This window comes from Halomonas sp. 3F2F (genome assembly GCF_014897805.1).
In the GTDB taxonomy this organism is placed as follows: domain Bacteria; phylum Pseudomonadota; class Gammaproteobacteria; order Pseudomonadales; family Halomonadaceae; genus Vreelandella.
The window spans coordinates 1-19,854 of record NZ_JABUZE010000169.1 but is presented as its reverse complement, the minus strand read 5'-3'; the positions used below and the strand labels follow the sequence as shown (position 1 = coordinate 19,854).

Below are 19,854 nucleotides of genomic sequence, written 5' to 3'. Positions count from 1 at the left end.
GGATCGCTCAGGTTGTAAAACAATTGCATGCAATGGACGCGGAGCATGGCAGACAGTTGATACGGAGGCCGCCCGCTCTCGCCCTTGGGGTAATAACGGGCTACCTTCTTCTCCAACTGCGTCCAGGGGATCAGCTTGTCCATCCGCTCCAGAAAGAGTTCGCGGCGAGTCTTTCTCTTCTTGTTCTGGTACTCGGCTTCGGAGAAGGTGATTTGATCCATGGCAGCACTGAATCCTATGCAGTTGACGATAGCCGTATTATCACTGATGGCAGTGACTTTTTCAGAGCTTCCTTAGTATTTTCCTCATACTCATCGAAATTAGACCAATTAAAAAGAATCGCAACAAAAGAATGCCATCCAATAGCTCTTAGCTACTAACTCTTCACCCCATCAATCACACGATTTCTTCAACAACAGGCTCACCGAAAGGAGTCACAGCCAAAAAAGGACTACACGAAAAAGGTATATAAAACAAAACCAATTTCTTATAGAGATAACCTGAATTCAATCAACATAAGGCAAATCTAATGCATTCAAAACACTTGATCATTCACCCTGAACAGTCTGCACTACTATCCGAACCTCCAAACGTTAGTTCGGCTAAGTGTTTAGCTTAGATACTGATGTTGTGTAACTCGGTATCAAAATGTTACAAACTTTATTCCCTTAAAGAAAGATATCTCCCCTTCAGAAAAGCTTTCTAATTCGATGAAGTTCAAAGGTTTTAGAGAATCAACATTGATCAAAGAGAGGAAATGCACGCCCGCCGGTTGGGCTTAATCGCAATTCGGTAACGTAGATGGGGGAAAAAGCAGCACAGTAATGGGGCCAAACCACAGGGCATTGCTGAAAACACAATTCCTGAAACACAAAAGGGCCTCGAAGACGTTGATATCTACAGAGACCCTGAGCGAGTTGACGATAGCCGTATTATCACTGATGGCAGTGACTTTTTCAGAGCTTCCCTAGAGAAACGCTTTATGAAAAAATTACCCCTTATCGCATCTACTCTTATTATCCTGCTAGCGAGCGGGTGCCAATCACACTCAGCGCCTCATCAAGCAGTCAAGCCTGACGAAACGCTAACCAATACGTACTGGAAACTGGTCACGCTTGAAGGGCAACCCATCATCACCGCTGAAAACTTTCGCGAGCCTCATCTTGTGCTCCATGAAGAAAATACACGGCTAGCTGGCTCAACTGGCTGCAATAACTTGATTGGCAGTTACCGTGTTGATGGTAAGCAAATAGCATTTGAACAAGTTGGCACCACGATGATGGCCTGCCCCGACACGCAAATGCGTAACGAGCAGGCAATGCTAAGCACACTTAATAACGTAGACACTTGGCAAGTAGACGGTGGTTCCTTGTCACTTAAAAATGCCAATGGCAAACCAGTGGCAGTATTTGAGGCCGTGCATCTTTATTAGCCATCGGTTTGCAGGTAAGCTCACTTAATGAAAGCGCCCTCTTGTCGCTGCTGCTCTCTACGTACAAGTATGTCGACAAACGCACGCACTTTCGCAGGACGAAAACGTGCTAATGGGAAAACGACATGTATGCCGCCGGAGGGCAAACTCCACTGGGGCAAAATATGTATAAGGCGCCCGGCGGCTATATCGCCTGCTATGACATAATCCGGCAATACCGAGATTCCCGCACCAGCGTACAACGCTTCACGTACCGCGAGTGTCGCATCAAGAAAGATTGAGGCGCGCACGTGGATGGTTCTGCGTTCACCCTTACTGAGTGAAAACTCCCACTGCAATGGATGGGGCAGCGCTTTATTAGCAATGAACGGGAACTTCAATAACTCTTCCGGCTGAGAGAGCTGCGCCACCTCTTTTTCAAGGCTTGGCGATGCAACGAGCAATTGCCGAAAAGAGCCTATTTTCCTTGCTTGCACGCTTGCCTCTGTTAGCCAACCAACACGGATAGCCAGTTCGATATCCTCAGCCATCAGATCGACTTTTTGATCCCGCAGCGTAGCATCGACCCGGCAATCGGGATATTGCTGGGTATATGCAGCAATCGCAGGCACCACAAAGGTGACACCGTAATCGAAAGGGGCCGTCAATCGTAATGTGCCTGTCGGCTCCTGGGCTATTTCGCCTAACTCATCAAAAGCATCTTCAGCTTCACGGAGAATCAAGGCACAGCGTTGGTAAAACACTTTTCCAGCGGAGGTAACTTGTACCGATCGCGTCGTACGCGTGAGGAGAGAGGTTCTAAACTCTTGCTCAAGGCGTGCCACCTGCTGGCTAACCACCGCCTTGGTGATACCCAGACGCTCTGCGGCGGCCGTAAAAGACCCCGTTTCAACCACTGCCGCAAAGTAAGTTAAGCGCCGCAAGTTATTAAATCTGCCTAGCTTACTTCCACTTCGACTGTATGCTTTTTCCATACACATAATATGCTTCGTATGTATTTATCCGTCAATACAATCTCTTTAGCATGCGAGTCCATCATGTATAGAGAGACTCGACGATGAATAACACTTTGTATTACCTGTTCGACCCTTTGTGTGGCTGGTGCTATGGCGCAACATCATCTGTTTCAGACGTGATCGCGGCAGACGATATAAACGTGGTTCTGTTACCCAGCGGCCTTTTCTCAGGCCGTGGCGGAAGGCAAATGGATCATGAATTCGCGGCCTATGCCTGGAGTAACGATCAGCGGATTGAGCGCCTAACGGGGCAACTATTCACTCAACTATATCGCGATCACGTGTTAAGCGATCATCATCAGCGGTTTGATAGTAGTGCCGCTACGCTAGCGCTAACGGCAGTATCGCTTACCGCACCCGCCGATGAGTTCGAGGCTTTAAAAGCAATCCAATACGCACGCTACGTACAGGGTCGTGATGTGACATCTCAAGTCACGTTGGTTGAGATTCTACAAAGACTTGAGCTGACACAAGCGGCTGAGTTAATGACAGGTGCCAGTGAAACACTTATCCATTCCAATCGTTCTCGCATTTCACAGGCTCAAACGCTAATGCAGAAGCTTAACGTTCGAGGAGTGCCCACGTTCATCGCTCAGTCGAGTGGAAACCTAAAGGTTCTTTCCACGAATGAGTTGTATGCCAACCCCAGTGCGCTAGCCCAACAGATGCGCGCGCTATAACGCGCCAACTTAATCAATTGACCCTCTAAACAAAATTGCAGAAGAAAGAAAAAATGGCTACTCGGCGTATGTTTTTAAAGTCATTAACTGCCTTAGGATTATCCATGGCTATAAGTACTGGCAACCTAAGTGGCATAAAAAAGAGCCTCGCGTCTGATGATCAATTAAGTTGGCAGCATTTTCCTGCGGGAGAAAATGGCTTTTTCCGAGCGCCCGTATTGGTGACGGGAGCGACAGAGGCAGTATTAATTGATAGCAGCTTTACCTTATCTGATGGACGTGCAATTGCCGAGGCAATCCAACAGAGCGGTAAGCAGCTAACTACCGTCTATATTAGCCAAAGCGATCCTGATTACTATTTTGGCCTTGGCGCGATACAAGCAGCATTTCTCGATGCTCGCGTTATCGCCGCCCCCGCCACAATTGATGCTATCAAGGGAAATGTAGAGAAAAAAATCTCCACATGGTCACCCCAGCTCCAAGAAAACGGACCACAATCACTTGATGAAATCGTTATGCCCGAGGCGTTTGATGGCCAAGCATTGCAAGTCGATGGTCAAGACATTCAGATTGTTAATGTAGAGGGCCTGCCCAATCGTCGCTACCTCTGGGCTCCCTCCCTGGATGCTGTTTTTGGAGGTGTGCTGGTATTCTCAGACCTACACGTGTGGACAGCAGACACCCCTACTGCTGAACAGCGAGCGGCTTGGGTACAAGCGCTTGATGAAATGGCAGCACGCTCTCCTAGGGTCGTTATACCCGGTCACATGCAACCTGACGCAGCTATTGATGCTTCCGCGATTCAATATACACGTGACTACCTATTAGCATTTGAAGAAGAGCTCGCCAAAGCGAATAACAGCGATGAACTCATTGAAGCAATGACCCGTCGCTACCCAAATGCAAAGCTAAGCGTTGCACTACAGATTGGCGCTAAAGTAGCTATGGGGGAAATGAACTGGGGATAGTCATTTTTCTCTATAGTAGAGGTGGACGATGACTATCTTTCTGCAATGGCAGCTTGGTCACCCAACTTGCAAGGTTCAGTTGTGAAGGTGCCCACGCTGTAGACACTTTATAGACACATACGAAAAAGCCGCCCTTTCGGACGGCTTAATCTAATTCTCTAACGCTCTGATTTTAACCACTTTTCAGTGGTGCCGACACCAGGAGTCGAACCCGGGACCTACTGATTACAAGTCAGTTGCTCTACCAACTGAGCTATGTCGGCTCTTCGCGCTTTCTTGAGAATATGATTGCTTCACTGTTAAGCTTTGCAATCAACAAGAAATCTTGTTGGCAATGGCTGGGGTACCAGGATTCGAACCTGGGAATGCCGATACCAAAAACCGGTGCCTTACCACTTGGCGATACCCCAACGTTTGGTGGCCAGAGACGGAATCGAACCGCCGACACGGGGATTTTCAATCCCCTGCTCTACCAACTGAGCTATCTGGCCGCTGCCAACGGTGCGTATTAAACTAAAAACTCAGCTTTTCGTCAACACTTTCGTGAAACTTTCTTTCTAGTCACGTGCTTAGGGCACTTCTTTGCAGGGCTCAAAACGTGCAAAAGCCGCGCCATCCGTGGGCTGCACCGAGTTTCACTCCTTACAGCCTTGCTTCCTGAACGCTTAAGCCTGGGTAGGCGGCACGTAACCTTCCGCTTGATCCGTTGCTTCGTTATTTAGAAAACGCTGCATTTGATCCATCAAATAGGCGCGCGCCTCGGGCTCTAACATGTTGAGGTGCTTTTCATTAATCAAGCGCGTTTGCAACGACTGCCACTCTTCCCAGGCCTGCTTAGACACCGTGGCTTGAATCTCTTGGCCCTGCTTACCTGGCAGTGGTGGAAATGGCAGAGCGGGTAGCTCTTGTTGGTACTTGCGGCAAAAAACGGTGGTGCTCATGGTGTACTCCTTTTTGAATAACGCTGCGAATATAAAAGTAATAACGCGAGTGAGGTTAGCGCGACGGCCCCGGCGTTGGATCTAGGGAAAAAGGCGCCAGCTGGCTCAGCAGCGATTTAACCGGCGCAGCCAAGCCAAGCGAGGGCGGTGCGTCAACGTCATACCACACGCCATCTTCTCTTACGCCGTTCAGCCTATCGCAACTGACGGGCTGAGGCGTAATCAATAGCCGAAAATGGCTAAACGTATGAGTAAAGCTGGGCAGTGGCGCATGGCGCTCGGGGGACGTCACATGATCAGCCAGCCAATCGTCCAGTTCACTATGTTGCTCAAATTGAGGCAGGCTCCATAGGCCTCCCCACAGGCCGCTGGGTGGCCGTTGCTCTAACCACACCCGCCCTTGCCTGTCTCGTAGCATCAGCATAATGGTTTCACGCGTCGGCAAGGCTTTTTTAGGCTTGGATTCGGGAAAGCGTTGCGGCTCACCTTGGGCATAGGCACGGCATACGTCGTTAAACGGACAGATCAGGCAATCAGGTTTGCTGCGTTTACATAGCGTGGCGCCGAAATCCATGATGGCTTGGGTATAGTCGGCAAGACGGGTATTGGGCGTGAAATACTCAGCCAACGCCCATAGTGAGCGCTCTACTGCTGGTTTGCCTGGCCAGCCAGTAATGGCATGCAAGCGAGTCAGCGATCGTTTTACATTGCCATCTAAAATCGCGGCCTGCTGACCAGAGCTTTGCGCGATGATCGCGCCAGCAGTGGAGCGGCCGATACCTGGCAGCGCCATTAACGCTTCGACACTGTCCGTTGGCAGCTCTCCCCCATGGGACGCTAACGCCACTTGGGCCGCTTTATGCAAATTACGGGCACGGGCGTAGTAACCCAGCCCGGTCCAGAGATGCAGCACGTCGTCCTGAGGTGCGTTGGCCAGTGCTTCTAACGTGGGAAAGCGCGTCATAAAGCGTTTGAAGTAGGGAATAACCGTCGCGACTTGGGTTTGCTGGAGCATAATTTCAGATACCCATACCCGGTAGGCACTTCGGGGCGACTGCCAAGGCAGGTCATGCCGGCCATACTGATCGAACCAGGTAAGCAAGCGGCGTTGAAACTCTTCCGCCGCGAGGCACGGTGTAAACATGTCGGCCATAGGATTTCCTTAAACAGTAAAACGGCACCCTGCAATTAGCCGTCAGTTGGCCTTGCTATTATGTGGCTAACTAACACGCAAAAAAGCGCCGGCGGTAAGGCCGGCGCACACTGATTGTATCGCTTCAAAACGTGCATGAATGCTCAGTTAAATAGACGACGAATCCCCTCACGAAGTTCCTGACCAGCGCCTTCTCCTAGGCGTTCGTCAATTTGATCAAGCGAATCGCCCAGCCGCTCCTCAAGCTCTTCTTCAAGACGGCCGCCTGCTTCATTACGTAGTAGGTCTATCACCGCTGCTTGGAAAGCCGAACGATCAAATCGGCACCACTGGGTTTTATCGTCGCCCACATGGCCTTCACAACGAACTGGAAGAGGCAACTGCTCTAAACGCGAGTTCACGTTACAGGCGGCATCGGCTGTGTCGACCAACCTAGCATTTGCCTCAGTCGTAAAATTCAGCGTATTGAGACTGAATTCGCCTTCACCCTGTACATCAATACCAGGAAGGGTGATAAGCAAATCGTCGCTATTTACTACACCATTACGCACTTGGAAGGTCGCATCAAACCGTTCAAAACGCGTATCAGGTTCCCATTCGCGCTGGGTGCTTTCGCCCTCTAGCTGCGCCACTATCTCGCACATTTGCTGAGAGATATTCGTTTGCAGAATCGCTCCGTCGCTTAGCTGCGCAGTTAGCTCGCCGTTAAGATTATTGATGAGCACGTCACGGCGATTGCCTTGAGTCGTCAGTGCACCTTCCAAGTTAAAGCGGCCTCGTAACGGTGATGCCTCTTCACTAAAGGTTTCAATGAGCGGTGCGACCTGAACATCACTGACACTTGGAGAAATCTGCCATTCCAGTATGTTCGCTGTCGCATCTAGACGGCCAGTCGAATTAAGCTCGCCCTCATAAAAACGTGACTCAAAGGCTGTCAGTTGGTGCACTCCATTCTCGCCGCGCAAGCTTAGCGAAGTGTCATCGAACGTTAGTCCCGCCAGCACAAGCTGGTCGACGCTTAAGCCCCCCTCTAGCGATAGCGTGCTCAGCCATTCCTGAGGCAATAGTGCCCCATCGGTTTGGGCAAAGGCTTTGCGCAGTATACCTCGGCTAGCTTGTTGAGCGGTTTCCGGACCAGGCAGATAATGATCAATATTCAGTTGGTCACCTTCCAGATTAAAGGCGAGCCGAGTACCGTCCAGCGCGGCGGAAATATTACCTGTAAAGGTACTGTCGTCCACTACTAAGGAAAGACGCGGCAATGCAATACTCGTCATATCGCCTTCAATTGGGCTAGTCATCGCCACATCTCTCAGGGCACTTTCATTGGCCGTCTTGAGAGTAATGCCTGCGCGAGATAACCAAGGCCGCAATGTAAAAGGCGCTGCGGTGAGTTGGCCACTGTATTGAGGAGAGTCTAAAAACTTTTCGACATTGAGATGACCACTGACTCTCAGCCCATCCGGCCCGGTTAACTGAGCATCTTTAAACTGAGCAGTTTGCGCCGCCCAGTCACTTTCCAAACCAAATGCCAACGAAAGCGCGAGGCTACCCTGCCAATTGTCTGGATGACGTAAGCCCGCGTCAACGACACCCTCGCGAATCGTAAGTTGCTGCTCCCCCATTCGGGCAACTATTTCAGCTGCTTTCAAACTAAGCTGCTGCGGATCACTTTCTCCAGAGCGTCGCGTACGGGTCGTCAGCTGGATATTTTCAAAAACCAACTGCTCATCTTTCAAACCTAAACGAAGACGAGTTTCGAGATTCACTTCGCTGGTCAGGTCGGGCGTACGCTCCAACACCTCTGCATCTAAGCGATTATGCTTAGTTAATGTAAACATGGTTTTTAAAGGGAAGGAGCGTAACGGATTGACGTTGGCGCCTGAAATATTGAGCGGCTGCACACGCCAAAGCGCTTGGCTTTGCTCATCACGGAAGCGAATATCAGCATTTTTCACTTCTACGCTGGCAATATTCAGCACCACCGACAAACTTCCAGCATCTGCGTTGGGGCCAGCGCTTGCAGGCGCCAGTACCGTTTCCGCTGTTTCGTTACCCTGCTCAGCGAGGCGCTCTAGTAACGGCTGCCAATTACCTTCGCCCTGCTCATCCTTTTCAAGGTTTAAGCGCATGCCATCTAGGGTTAAGCCATCAACCGCGATTTCGCCGCGTAATAAAGGGGCAAAGGCGACGCTAACTTCAGCTCGCTCAATGGCGGCAAACGCACTCTCGTCCTGAGCTTGCTCTGGCAGCCACGCTTTTGCCTGCTCAACACTGACCCCTATACGCGGATAAAATGACCATGTGATCGGGCCTTCCAACGCTAGATTCAGGCCAGTTTGTTCTTCTACCACCGCAGTTAGCCGAGGCTTGAAATCTTCTGGGTCAAGAAAAGTGGTGACATACACCACTGCGGCAACGGCAACAATCGCTAAAATACCTACCGCGGCCAGCAAAATACGTAGTAGATGATTCATTGCCCTTTTCCTTGTGGGTCGAGCTCAACAAAATCACTGGTGATGGAATCATCCGACGGCGCGGATGATTCAGGGGCTACGGGGCGATAACCAAGCTTTGAGAGCAGTACTCGATCGGCTAACGGCAGCGACGACGTTGCGATGCGCAGCACACGTCCTTCCTGTTTTGCCTGCTCTCCTAACAGTGCCATTAGTCGTGTGCCTACGCCACGCCGTCGGGTGGGTTTACGCACGCACAGCTCGGAGAGCCACCAGGCGCGGTCAGCTGCCTCTTTTATCGCCACTGCACCGAGCAGTCGATCATTAAAATGTGCGCAGGCAAAAAAGTGCTGCCCTTTTAAATGCTGTTCAATAAAAGGGGCGACCGTTGGTGTAGGCATTCGCTCTTGGGGCGCATCTTCATAAATGCGTATTAGGTCAATACGCACCTGCTCCTCTGCTTCCCAACGGGCCTGGTCGACGTAATCCAATGTCACCGGCATGGTGAAATCCTCTTTGCCAAAGCAGCAAGGCTGCTATTCTACCGCCAGCAAAGGCGGCTACCTTTCGCGCATTGTAGCGGATGGGGGTGCCGATTCACTATAATGGTCGCTTTTGGCACAGGTTATGCTTTGATCTGGCGGTGTTAACATTACCCGACGATCCACCAATACCCCCTCAGAGTGCGCATCAGCGCAGGAGATGCAACATGTCAGCGCGTATTGCCACGGTAAGCCGTGACACCAACGAAACGCAGATTACGGTCAGCGTCAACCTTGATGGCGAAGGCCGTCTCCGCAGCGACACCGGCGTTCCGTTTCTTGACCATATGCTTGATCAAGTGGCTCGTCATGGGATGGTGGATCTCGACATTGACGCAAAAGGCGATCTGCACATCGATGATCACCATACAGTTGAAGATCTAGGCATTACCCTAGGCCAAGCATTTCACCAAGCGATCGGCGATAAACGCGGCATCTATCGCTACGGGCATGCATACGTTCCTCTTGATGAAGCGTTGTCCCGTGTGGTTATCGACTTCTCAGGCCGTCCAGGTCTCTATATGAATGTCGACTTCACCCGCGATACCATTGGCCGTATGGATACCCAGCTGTTTTGGGAATTTTTCCAAGGCTTCGTCAACCATGCGCGCGTCACCCTGCATATTGACAATATAAAAGGCTTTAATGCTCACCATCAGGCTGAGACTATATTTAAAGCGTTTGGCCGCGCGCTGCGCATGGCGGTGGCAGAAGACCCGCGTATGGCGGGACAAATGCCGTCTACCAAAGGAAGCCTATAATGCCGGGTATTGCAGCGAGTGGTAGCTCGCCAACGATCACAAGGAGCGCTTTATGACCATCGCGGTAATCGATTATGGAATGGGCAACCTGCACTCTGTGGCAAAAGCGCTTGAGCACGTCACCCACGAAAATGTGATTATTACTCGCGACCCGCGACGTATTCTAGGTGCAACGCGCCTAGTACTCCCGGGCCAAGGGGCTATTAGGGACTGTGTAGGCGAGCTGGAACGTACCGAGCTACGCGGCTTAGTCGATGACATCCTTACCCGTCAAGCGAAACCACTATTGGGTATTTGCGTGGGCCAGCAAATGCTGATGGAACGTAGCGAAGAGAACGGTGGCGTAGATTGCCTAGGCTTTTTCCATGGCAGCGTTGATCGTTTTCCGGCCAATATGCGCGATGATTACGAACAGCGCTTAAAAGTCCCGCACATGGGCTGGAACCTTGTAGCGCAGCATCACGATCACCCGCTATGGTCAGGCATTGACGATAACGAACACTTCTATTTTGTACACAGCTACTACGTTAATGCGACTGACGACGCGCAAGTGTTTGGTACTACCCAGTACGGCAAGGTTTGCGCCCATGTAGCGATTGGCCGTGACGCCACCTTCGCTGTGCAGTTCCATCCTGAAAAAAGCTCCCGCGCGGGCCTTCGCCTGCTAGAAAACTTTGTCACCTGGACGCCCTGAGAGGTTTCACAATGTTGGTAATTCCCGCGATTGATCTCAAAGACGGCCAGTGTGTGCGCTTGAAGCAAGGCCGCATGGAAGATTCAACGTCCTACGGCGATGACCCTGTTGCCATGGCCGCTCGCTGGGTAGAAGCGGGTGCTCGCCGCCTGCACTTGGTTGACCTAAACGGCGCTTTTGAAGGCAAGCCGATGAACGGCGAGGCAGTCACCGCAATTGCGCGCGCCTACCCTAAGCTGCCCATCCAAATTGGCGGCGGTATCCGCTCAGCGGAAACCATTGAGCATTATTTAAATGCCGGGGTTTCTTACGTCATTATTGGCACTAAAGCAGTTAAAGAGCCGAACTTCGTGGGCGAAATGTGCCGTGCGTTCCCAGGCCACATTATTGTTGGCCTGGATGCTAAAGATGGCTATGTGGCCACCGATGGCTGGGCGGAAGTATCCACTTTAAAGGCGACCGAGCTCGCCAAGCGCTTTGCCAATGACGGCGTTTCCAGCATTGTCTATACCGACATCGCCCGCGATGGCATGATGCAAGGCGTCAATGTAGAAGCCACGGCTGCGCTAGCCCGCGAAGGTGGCTTACCGGTGATTGCTTCCGGTGGCGTCACCAATTTAGACGACATTCGTGCGCTGTGTGATGTCGCTGACAGCGGCATTTTAGGCGCGATTACCGGCCGCGCGATCTATGAAGGCAGCCTCGATGTGGCAGAAGCTCAGCGCTTGAGCGACCAGCTTAGCGGAGGCGACAAATGAGTTTAGCGAAACGTATTATCCCTTGCTTAGATGTCGATGCCGGACGCGTGGTGAAAGGCGTTAACTTTGTTGGCATCCGTGATGCAGGCGACCCGGTCGAAATTGCTCAGCGCTATAACCAGCAGGGTGCCGATGAAATCACCTTCCTCGACATTACCGCCAGCCATGAAAACCGTGACACAACGGTCGACATGGTAGAGCGCATTGCCGGTGAAGTGTTTATTCCCCTCACCGTGGGGGGAGGCATCCGCAGTTGCGATGATATTCGCACGATGCTGAATGCAGGGGCTGACAAAGTCTCCATCAATACCGCCGCGGTGACCAACCCCGAGTTTGTTCGCGAAGCCGCCGAGCGCTTTGGCAGCCAATGTATTGTGGTGGCGATTGACGCTAAGAAGGTGTCTAAAGAAGGCGAGCCTCCTCGCTGGGAAATATTCACTCACGGTGGGCGTCGACCAACGGGACTGGATGCCATCGAGTGGGCCAAAAAGATGGTAGAGTTTGGTGCTGGCGAGTTATTGCTCACCAGTATGGATCGCGACGGCACTAAAGTGGGCTTTGATCTGGGGGTTACCCATGCTATTTCTGAAGCCGTTAGCGTGCCGGTGATTGCTTCTGGCGGTGTAGGAAACTTGGATCACCTAGTAGACGGCGTACTCAAAGGTGGTGCCGATGCGGTATTGGCAGCAAGCATCTTCCACTTTGGTGAATATACGATACCAGAAGCAAAACGTTACATGGCGGAGCACGGCATCGAAATGCGCCTTTAGCGAAACCACTTAGCAAAAAGCCCTTCTCTCAGGAGCAGTGACATGCCTCGTTATTATCAATGGGCAGGAGGGATAGCAGGGATTTGGCTGAGCACTACCGTCTCAGCCTTTTCTTTGCCAGATTGGCCTCCCACCTTAGAACTTGATCACACACTGGTGCAAACCAGTTTGCTAACGCGCCACTTCGATCCTGACCCTGACCATACCAATCAGCAAAAACTGGCAAGCATTGAACTACATAATCCAGACCGCTGGTTAACAGGGGCGGCATGGTTTAAAAACTCATTTGATCAACCAACCTGGTATTTTTATGCTGGGCGTGAATTCCCGCTTTGGCAATTTGCCGAAGAGATCAACGTACGCGCCAAGCTAACTGGCGGGCTACTACACGGCTATAAAGGTGAATATCGCGACAAGATTCCCTTTAACCATTTAGGCACGGCGCCTGCACTGCTACCCAGCATTGGCGTGCAATGGGGGCGTGTAGAATCAGACCTTATCATCTTCGGCACCGCCGGCATGATGGTCACGGCGGGCCTGCGGTTTTAACCAGCTTCGACCGTTACTCCTCGCCTTCGTCTAAGGTTAAACCAAGATTACTAATGCCGTTATTACGCCCTAGCTGACGAATTTCTTTTAGGGAGGTTTTATTAATTGGCTCGCTCACGGCGTCCAAAACAGCGTCCTGGAAATCATTTTCGTCGGCCATCAAGGGATGGTCGCGAATGATCAGCGCAAGCGCCTGGGCATCTTCTTCACCTTCCGTTAGCTCGATAAAAGCGCGCACGCCCGCTCGCGAGGTGCGGCTGACATCTAACACGGCTTCGGGCGACTCCCCCAGCAACGTATCCAGCAGCGCGGATACCGACACAACAGCATCTAACGCTCGGCGCGCTCCAAAGCTCTCATCATCTTCAGGAGGTTCGCACTCAGCCAGTTTTTCCGCTTGCCGAGCAAAGTCTATGCTCGCATTCGAAACGCTCAAACGTTCCCACACCAGGCTCAGCACAGTCCGCAGTGTATGCTCGTCACCTACCCCCGCGGTTTGTTGATAAAGCGCGTAGTTAGGTAGCAGACGTTCACATAGGGCTGCCATAAACGCTTGCTGAGCGGGCAACGGCAACTGTTGAAGCCGCTGGTAAAATCCTAGGGGTTTAGCCACCATGCTGATTTCCTGGGTCACAATATTGGTGAAATGAACGCGATACGTTATCGTCGCACAAACGCGGCAGGAGATCCCTATCGCGTTATTAACATCGGCCGGCGAGGAGATTACCATGCATATCCATCTGCTACAGCACGGCCCTGACCATGGTCCCGCTCGTCTAACTGACTGGCTTGAGAGTATGGGCCATAGTTACACCGTTTTTCATCTTTATGCGGGCGAGCTAACCCCACGACCAGGTGAGTGCGACGCGCTAATTATACTGGATGGCCCTGAACGTCTAGTGAATGATCCACCCGATTGGTTTAAAGCCGAACGCAAGCTGATTAACCGCTATCTGGATGGGCAGAAACCAGTATTGGGTATTGGCTTGGGCGCACTGTGGATAGCGGAGGCGCTGGATGCCGTTATTGCACCAGGCACCTACCCTGAAATTGGCTGGCACCAAATAACACTTGCCCCAGAAAGCACCTTTGACCTACCCGAACAATTTGAGGCATTTATGAGGCACCGCCTCGTGTTTAGCTTACCGGAAAGCGCACTACCACTAGGCGGCAGTGCAGCAGCACCACTGCAAGGTTTTTCGTGGGACGCCGGGCGTGTCGTCGGTTTACTGTGTCATTTCGAAGCGACGGCTTCTAGCGTATCACCACTGCTCAATGCCGATGAGTGGCCACAGCCCAAAACTGCCGCAGCAGGACGCTTTATACAAACCAGTGAACAGATCCTAGAAGATGCTGGACGCTTTCATCAGTTAGCCCCGCTGCTAGACCGCGTGATGACCCAATGGCTGAAAGCGGCATAAGCTATAGATGAATACAACGCCGCTAAGCGCTCCACTGCCTAGCGGCTTCTAAGCAGCTTTCCCAATCGCCAACATGCAGTTCCACAGGACGGTTATCTCGCTGCTTTTCAAGATGATAGCGATAAAGTGGGTCGTAATATTCGGTCAACAGTGGCGCAAGCCATGCTTCGTGGGCTTGAATATTCCCTAGCGCATGGGCATCAAACGCCATACCTTGTAATCGCTGTAGACGCTGCAATCGGGCATTGCCTAAGCGTTTCGCCAAACGCTCCAGGGCATTGGCTAATTGGAGTCGCATACGTTGCCAGCCCTCTTGCTGGCCGTAACGGGCAGTGTAGCGCTGTTCAAGTGCTTCGATATAGTCACGGCGCAACTGCTCTAAACGCCAATCCAAGGGCATCTCAATGCGTATTCGCGGCGCACGCTGCAGGGCATGCCAAAAGGTAAGCGGAATATTGGCATTACCGATTTGCCGCGACTCATCTTCTACCACTAAGCTTCCCGTCAGCCCAATTAAGCGCTTGGCTAAGGCATGTTCAAAATCAATTTGTGTTGTCGGTTCTTCTGGCTGCCTCCCAAAAGCCGATCCTTTATGGTTGGCAAACGCCTCCAGATCAATGCCGTTACTCAATTGATTAATTAGCGTCGTTTTCGCGCAACCCGTCAGCCCCGCCACGACCAGCATCGGCTGGCTGGCAGCCTCATCAATGCGCTGACATAGCCGTTGCCGCATCGCTTTCCAGCCACCGTCAATGCGCGGCCTGTTGATGCCTGCATCAGCAAGCCATTGCTGTGCAATTTGCGAACGCAGCCCTCCGCGAAAACAGTAGATAATAGCGTCTGGTTGACGCGCTACGTATCCCAGCCACGCGTCAACGCGTGCTCGTTTAGTGTCACCGCTGACTAAACGTTCACCTAACCCGATTGCCACCTGCTGTCCGTGCTGTTTATAAGCAATGCCCACTTGATGGCGCTCATCATCAACCATTAACGGTAAGTTAACCGCGCCAGGCAAACTGCCTTGAATAAATTCAACCGGGGCGCGCACATCTATCAGCGGTGTTGTTTGCGCAATTAAGTTCAATGATGCCGGAACAGTGGCTAGCGTCATCCAATGACCTCAATCAAAACGTCGCCTTGAGCTGCCTTCATGGTGCCAAACGGCACCAAGGTAAGACTGTGCTCACGACCAATACGCTCTACATCGTCTTCCCAGGCAGGGTCGACACTGATCAGCAAACCACCTGACGTCTGAGGATCACACAGCCATTGCCAGTGAGCATCGTCCATCGCAGGCAACGCTTTGCCAAGGGCTTCGCGGTTGCGCAGCGAACCCCCGGGGACAGCGCCCTGCCGACGGTAGGCTTCGGCTTCTGCTAAACGGGGTAAGCGGCGAAAATCGATCTGCGCCATCACACCGCTTGCGCTGCACATTTCAGCTAGGTGTCCAGCAAGGCCAAACCCGGTGACATCCGTCATAGCGTTAACGCCTTTCACCTTAGCTAACTCAACACCGATATGATTGGGCTTGAGCATCGTTTCACGAGCAAGGCCGTGATGGCCAGCCTCTAACAAACCCCGTTTTTCGGCTGTGGTTAGTAGCCCTACGCCAAGTGGCTTGGTTAGGAATAACAGGTCATTAGGCTTTGCTTGGCTGTTGAGCTTTAAATGCGCTAAATCGACTAACCCGTTGACCGCCAAACCAAACATCGGCTCAGGAGCATCGATCGAGTGACCGCCCGCTAACGCTACCCCTAGCTCACGACAAACAGCCTGGGCACCGGCAACAACATCTCCCGCGATTTCTGCGCTGAGTTTATCCAGCGGCCAACCTAAAATCCCTAATGCCATGACCGGCGTGCCACCCATGGCATAGACATCGCTAATCGCGTTAGTGGCAGCAATACGACCAAAATCAAAGGGGTCATCGACAATCGGCATAAAGAAGTCGGTGGTCGCAATCATGCCGCGGCCATCACCCAAATCATACACCGCTGCGTCTTCGCGTCCCTTGTTACCGACAATGAGGCGTTTATGGCCCGCGGCAGGCCCAGCTTTAGCAAGAATCCCATCCAGTACATCTGGTGCAATTTTGCAGCCGCAACCCGCTCCGTGACTATATTGGGTTAACCGAATTGCACTCATGGCGCCTCTCCTTAGTCTTAATGCTTTTCCTTAGCATAGCTTACGCTACAACGCTTCCAGGGCATCGCTCAATTTATCGACAGGGATAACCTCCATTCCCTTCGGAGCCTGCTTGGGTGCGTTGCCGCGCGGAACAATTGCCCTTAGAAAACCGTGCTTAGCCGCTTCAGCAATGCGTTCTTGCCCACTGGGCACTGGTCGAATTTCTCCTGAAAGCCCCACTTCGCCAAACACCACCAGCTCTTTTGGCAGTGCGCGATTTTGCAGACTGGACACCACGGCTAACAGCACCGCTAAGTCAGCACTGGTTTCGAGCACTTTCACTCCACCCACCACGTTAAGGAAGACATCCTGATCACCGGTAAACAGACCACCGTGGCGATTTAATACGGCTAGCAGCATGGCAAGTCGGTTTTGATCGACGCCAACGGCAACACGGCGAGGATTACCCAGGGCAGACTCATCCACCAATGCCTGCACCTCCACTAGAATTGGCCGAGTGCCTTCCCACACCACCATGACCAAGCTACCGGGTGCCTGCTCTTCTTGGCGTGAGAGGAAAATCGCACTGGGGTTTTTAACCTCTTTCAAGCCTTGCTCGAGCATTGCAAACACACCCAGCTCATTCACCGCGCCGAAGCGGTTTTTCTGGCCGCGGAGCGTTCTAAATCGAGAATCAGCTCCGCCCTCTAATAGCAACGAAGCATCAATCATGTGCTCCAGCACTTTAGGACCCGCCAGCGTGCCATCTTTGGTCACATGACCAACCAGCAAAAGAACCGTGTTCGTTTGCTTAGCGAAGCGTGTCAGCGCTGCCGCAGATTCCCGTACCTGGGCAACGCCTCCCGGCGCAGAGCTGATATCTTCCAGATGCATAGTCTGGATGGAGTCAATCACCAGAATCTCTGGCTTCTCCCGTTCAGATACCGCCAAGATGGTTTCCACGCTGGTCTCGGCCAACATTTTCAAGCCATTAGTAGGCAGCTGTAAGCGGTGGGCGCGCATGGCGACTTGGGAAAGCGACTCCTCCCCAGTGACATATAGAATACGCCGCTGCTGGGCGAGCTTGCAGGCAGTTTGTAGAAGCAGTGTAGATTTACCAGCGCCTGGATTCCCCCCCAGTAACACAGCGGAACCCGGCACTAAGCCACCACCCAGCACACGGTCAAACTCGGCAAAGGTCGAGGTAAGGCGAGGAACCTCACTGAGATTCACATTGCTAAGATCCACTACATCGCGCGACAGGTCTCCAGCATAGCCCGCTCGTCCCGTCGCAGTACCACCTCCAGGTCGCGCACTGGCCAAACGAATCTCACTTAGCGTGTTCCACTCCTGGCAGCTGGAGCACTGGCCTTGCCACTTTCGATACTCTGCACCGCACTCGGTACATACAAAGGCACTCTTCGCTTTCGCCACCGCCATGTTGCTCCTGTTGATATCTTGATGTCGCCACTGAGATTTATGCATCAGATCGCTAGAAATGCAAAAGGCGGCCAATGGCCGCCTTTGAGCGTCGCTTCACACTTTATTGACGCTGTAACTGCAGCATTTCGCCATTCTCGAAACGACGACGCTCTGGGTCGATTAGCTCCAGCGTGCGCTCACTGATACGCTGGAAGTAGTAAATCTGACCATCGCCATTCGGCGTTAATTCATAGACAGTAGCATCCGGATCAGACGGCGTGCCCGTCAACACTTCCCAGTTACCTGCATAGTTTTCGTCTGGTGGTGTTTGTGGATGATTACGATAAGTGGCGTTTAACGTGAACGTCCGTTCTTCAGGAGCACTCATTTCTTCGCCTATCATCGTCACATCCAAGTCGATACCATCGCAGTTGCGGCAAGGCAGCGTACCTTGGTAATTGACTTGAGAAGCAGTCATTCCTGCATCTTCACTCTGGCCCGTCGGGCCAGCTGCACAGCCCGCCAGCAGTGCCAACATAGCCGAGCCGGCTAGCAAACTCCTAAATTGCATTGAGTGTCTCCTTATCGTGTTGGACATACATTTCTTTCGCGCGCTTATGACAGCATAACCGCTACAAGGTGCGACGCCCACCCCCTTACTTACTTGAATGCTTGCGCTCGGGCAGCCATCGGGTGACCATGGGGTATTAACATTAGGATAATCAGGTTACCCGCATGAGCCAATACTGGAGTCCAGCTGTTCGGGAGCTTACCCCCTATGTGCCAGGTGAGCAGCCCCGCGAACAGGTTATTAAACTCAACACCAATGAAAACCCTTACCCACCCGCGCCAGGGGTGAGCAAGGCGCTGCGTAATTATGCCATCGATCATTTGCGCTTGTATCCTGACCCTACCTCTTATGCATTGCGTACAGCGCTGGCTGAAAGCTATGGGGTTAGCGTGGCAGAAACCTTCGTCGGCAATGGGTCAGATGAAGTGCTCGCGTTTGCGTTTCAGGCCTTCTTCTGCCATGACGCACCGCTGGATGTCCCCTCAATCACCTATAGCTTCTACCCTGTTTACGCCAATCTTTATGGCGTCACGCTTCGCAAACACCCACTAAATGCCCAGTGGGAAGTTGATATTGATGCTCTGGCGAGTGCATCAGAGCGCAGCGGCGTTATTTTTGCCAACCCAAACGCGCCGACTGGACACGCGCACCCCCTCGAAACCATTGAGGCTCTGCTTAAGCGCGTGACAAACCGGGTTGTATTAATTGATGAGGCTTATGTTGATTTCGGCGCAGAAAGCGCTGTCGCCTTAGTTGAGCGCCACCCTAACCTGCTAGTCACTGGAACGTTCTCTAAATCACGTAGCTTGGCGGGGTTACGCTTGGGCTATGCCATCGGCTCCCCAGAGCTGATTGATGGACTTCAGCGGGTCAAAGACTCGTTTAACTCCTATCCCGTCGATAGTCTAGCGAGCCTCATCGGCATTGAAGCCCTTAAGGATGAAGAACATTTTAACGCCTGCCGAAATAATGTGATCACGACTCGAGAGCGCACGCGTCAGCGTCTTGAGCAGCTAGGCTTTGAAGTACTGCCATCAAAAGCCAACTTCGTGCTTGCCCAGCATCCCGATTTTGAAGGCGCTCAGCTGTTTGCAGGCCTCCGCGAGCGAGGAGTCTTGGTACGTCACTTTAATACTGACGCGCTCAACAACTCCTTGCGCATCACCATCGGCACAGATGATGAAATGGATAGTTTAATAGAGGCACTGGAAGCAATCTGCCGCTAATTCTCACATTTTCAAAGCATAAAAAAATCCCCCAAGGCATCAGCCCTGGGGGATTTTTTCGAATAGTCTATAACCAATAGCGCAAACAAAAAACCCAGCCGATGGGCTGGGTTCTTTGTTAAATAAGTGCCTGACGATGACCTACTCTCGCATGGGGAGACCCCACACTACCATCGGCGCTAAGCGGTTTCACTTCTGAGTTCGGCATGGGATCAGGTGGTTCACGCGTGCTATGGTCGTCAGGCGTAACTGGTCATGTATATCATGCTGAACATGTAACTGATGTTTTGTGGCGTCTCTTGTTTCCTGTCACTGACAGGAAGCGCGTATCCGGTTTTCATTATCACTGCGACCAGACCCCTTGGGT

The 19,854-nt window shown here is 52.1% G+C and carries 20 protein-coding genes, 3 tRNA genes, 1 rRNA gene and 1 pseudogene; 10 read left to right on the top strand and 15 right to left on the bottom strand.

The features are described from left to right. Positions 1–221: pseudogene (locus INT21_RS17120) on the bottom strand (IS5/IS1182 family transposase); the annotation flags it as partial. A gap of 761 nt (positions 222–982) precedes the next feature. Between INT21_RS17120 and INT21_RS17115 the strand changes: the two are divergent. Next, positions 983–1,432, top strand: a complete 450-nt coding sequence (locus INT21_RS17115; RefSeq protein ID WP_089039838.1) for an META domain-containing protein — start codon at positions 983–985, stop codon at positions 1,430–1,432. Positions 1,433–1,452: 20 nt separating this feature from the next. On the opposite strand, the gene INT21_RS17110 is transcribed toward INT21_RS17115, so the two are convergent. After that, positions 1,453–2,355 (bottom strand): LysR family transcriptional regulator, encoded by a 903-nt coding sequence (locus INT21_RS17110; protein ID WP_226930680.1) that lies wholly within the window; start codon positions 2,353–2,355, stop codon positions 1,453–1,455. A gap of 134 nt (positions 2,356–2,489) precedes the next feature. Between INT21_RS17110 and INT21_RS17105 the strand changes: the two genes are divergently transcribed. Together INT21_RS17105 and INT21_RS17100 are read left to right on the top strand one after the other, a co-directional pair. Continuing rightward, a complete protein-coding gene (locus INT21_RS17105) occupies positions 2,490–3,128 on the top strand; it encodes a DsbA family protein (protein WP_193060145.1) in 639 nt (212 codons plus the stop codon). A gap of 104 nt (positions 3,129–3,232) precedes the next feature. After that, positions 3,233–4,096: an MBL fold metallo-hydrolase gene (locus INT21_RS17100; protein WP_193060146.1), complete on the top strand. Its 864-nt coding sequence runs from the start codon at positions 3,233–3,235 to the stop codon at positions 4,094–4,096. Positions 4,097–4,283: 187 nt separating this feature from the next. On the opposite strand, the gene INT21_RS17095 is transcribed toward INT21_RS17100, so the two are convergent. The 7 genes from INT21_RS17095 to INT21_RS17065 form a co-directional block, all read right to left on the bottom strand. Then, positions 4,284–4,359 (bottom strand) — tRNA-Thr (locus INT21_RS17095). 72 nt (positions 4,360–4,431) lie between these two features. Continuing rightward, a tRNA-Gln gene (locus INT21_RS17090) sits at positions 4,432–4,506 on the bottom strand. 5 nt (positions 4,507–4,511) lie between these two features. Next, positions 4,512–4,587 (bottom strand) — tRNA-Phe (locus tag INT21_RS17085). Positions 4,588–4,761: 174 nt separating this feature from the next. Then, the gene (locus INT21_RS17080; RefSeq protein ID WP_083007102.1) at positions 4,762–5,037 is read right to left on the bottom strand and encodes an oxidative damage protection protein; all 276 of its coding nucleotides are present in this window, start codon (positions 5,035–5,037) and stop codon (positions 4,762–4,764) included. 55 nt (positions 5,038–5,092) lie between these two features. Next, entirely contained in the window at positions 5,093–6,190 is a 1,098-nt protein-coding gene (gene mutY, locus INT21_RS17075) for an A/G-specific adenine glycosylase (protein ID WP_193060147.1), read from the bottom strand. Positions 6,191–6,333: 143 nt separating this feature from the next. After that, positions 6,334–8,667 carry an AsmA family protein gene (locus INT21_RS17070; protein ID WP_193060148.1) on the bottom strand — a complete coding sequence of 778 codons (2,334 nt, stop codon included), beginning with the start codon at positions 8,665–8,667 and terminating at the stop codon, positions 6,334–6,336. After that, positions 8,664–9,149: an acetyl-CoA sensor PanZ family protein gene (locus INT21_RS17065; protein WP_089039886.1), complete on the bottom strand. Its 486-nt coding sequence runs from the start codon at positions 9,147–9,149 to the stop codon at positions 8,664–8,666. The genes INT21_RS17070 and INT21_RS17065 overlap by 4 nt, the downstream gene beginning before the upstream one ends. Before the next feature lie 206 nt (positions 9,150–9,355). On the opposite strand from INT21_RS17065, the gene hisB reads away from it, so the two are divergent. From hisB to INT21_RS17040, 5 genes are read left to right on the top strand one after another with little or no spacing between them, the layout of a single operon-like run. Then, positions 9,356–9,949 carry an imidazoleglycerol-phosphate dehydratase HisB gene (hisB, locus tag INT21_RS17060; protein WP_030074661.1) on the top strand — a complete coding sequence of 198 codons (594 nt, stop codon included), beginning with the start codon at positions 9,356–9,358 and terminating at the stop codon, positions 9,947–9,949. A gap of 52 nt (positions 9,950–10,001) precedes the next feature. Then, entirely contained in the window at positions 10,002–10,643 is a 642-nt protein-coding gene (gene hisH, locus INT21_RS17055) for an imidazole glycerol phosphate synthase subunit HisH (RefSeq protein WP_038478294.1), read from the top strand. 11 nt (positions 10,644–10,654) lie between these two features. Next, positions 10,655–11,401: a 1-(5-phosphoribosyl)-5-[(5-phosphoribosylamino)methylideneamino]imidazole-4-carboxamide isomerase gene (hisA, locus tag INT21_RS17050; protein ID WP_095604466.1), complete on the top strand. Its 747-nt coding sequence runs from the start codon at positions 10,655–10,657 to the stop codon at positions 11,399–11,401. Next, a complete protein-coding gene (gene hisF / locus INT21_RS17045; protein ID WP_193060149.1) occupies positions 11,398–12,171 on the top strand; it encodes an imidazole glycerol phosphate synthase subunit HisF in 774 nt (257 codons plus the stop codon). Before hisA ends, hisF begins: the two co-directional genes overlap by 4 nt. 42 nt (positions 12,172–12,213) lie before the next feature. Next, the gene (locus INT21_RS17040) at positions 12,214–12,720 is read left to right on the top strand and encodes a hypothetical protein (protein ID WP_193060150.1); all 507 of its coding nucleotides are present in this window, start codon (positions 12,214–12,216) and stop codon (positions 12,718–12,720) included. Positions 12,721–12,733: 13 nt separating this feature from the next. Here the strand turns inward: INT21_RS17040 and INT21_RS17035 are convergent, their stop codons facing one another. Beyond that, the gene (locus INT21_RS17035; RefSeq protein WP_193060151.1) at positions 12,734–13,336 is read right to left on the bottom strand and encodes a YjaG family protein; all 603 of its coding nucleotides are present in this window, start codon (positions 13,334–13,336) and stop codon (positions 12,734–12,736) included. A 112-nt stretch (positions 13,337–13,448) separates the two neighbouring features. Between INT21_RS17035 and INT21_RS17030 the strand changes: the two genes are divergently transcribed. Then, positions 13,449–14,141: a type 1 glutamine amidotransferase gene (locus INT21_RS17030; RefSeq protein WP_193060152.1), complete on the top strand. Its 693-nt coding sequence runs from the start codon at positions 13,449–13,451 to the stop codon at positions 14,139–14,141. Positions 14,142–14,163: 22 nt separating this feature from the next. On the opposite strand, the gene mnmH is transcribed toward INT21_RS17030, so the two are convergent. From mnmH to INT21_RS17010, 4 genes are all read right to left on the bottom strand, one after another. Continuing rightward, on the bottom strand, positions 14,164–15,252 hold the full coding sequence (gene mnmH / locus INT21_RS17025; RefSeq protein WP_193060153.1) for a tRNA 2-selenouridine(34) synthase MnmH: 1,089 nt from the start codon (positions 15,250–15,252) through the stop codon (positions 14,164–14,166). Further along, positions 15,249–16,286, bottom strand: coding sequence for a selenide, water dikinase SelD (gene selD, locus INT21_RS17020; RefSeq protein WP_089039892.1), 1,038 nt, complete (start codon positions 16,284–16,286; stop codon positions 15,249–15,251). Before selD ends, mnmH begins: the two co-directional genes overlap by 4 nt. Before the next feature lie 45 nt (positions 16,287–16,331). Continuing rightward, entirely contained in the window at positions 16,332–17,702 is a 1,371-nt protein-coding gene (radA, locus tag INT21_RS17015) for a DNA repair protein RadA (RefSeq protein ID WP_193060155.1), read from the bottom strand. Between the two features lie 109 nt (positions 17,703–17,811). Beyond that, positions 17,812–18,261 (bottom strand): copper resistance protein NlpE N-terminal domain-containing protein, encoded by a 450-nt coding sequence (locus INT21_RS17010; RefSeq protein ID WP_089039894.1) that lies wholly within the window; start codon positions 18,259–18,261, stop codon positions 17,812–17,814. A gap of 164 nt (positions 18,262–18,425) precedes the next feature. On the opposite strand from INT21_RS17010, the gene hisC reads away from it, so the two are divergent. Then, positions 18,426–19,487: a histidinol-phosphate transaminase gene (hisC, locus tag INT21_RS17005; protein WP_193060154.1), complete on the top strand. Its 1,062-nt coding sequence runs from the start codon at positions 18,426–18,428 to the stop codon at positions 19,485–19,487. 128 nt (positions 19,488–19,615) lie between these two features. Here the strand turns inward: hisC and rrf are convergent. Continuing rightward, positions 19,616–19,731, bottom strand: a 5S ribosomal RNA gene (gene rrf, locus INT21_RS17000). Between the last annotated feature and the right edge of the window lie 123 nt (positions 19,732–19,854).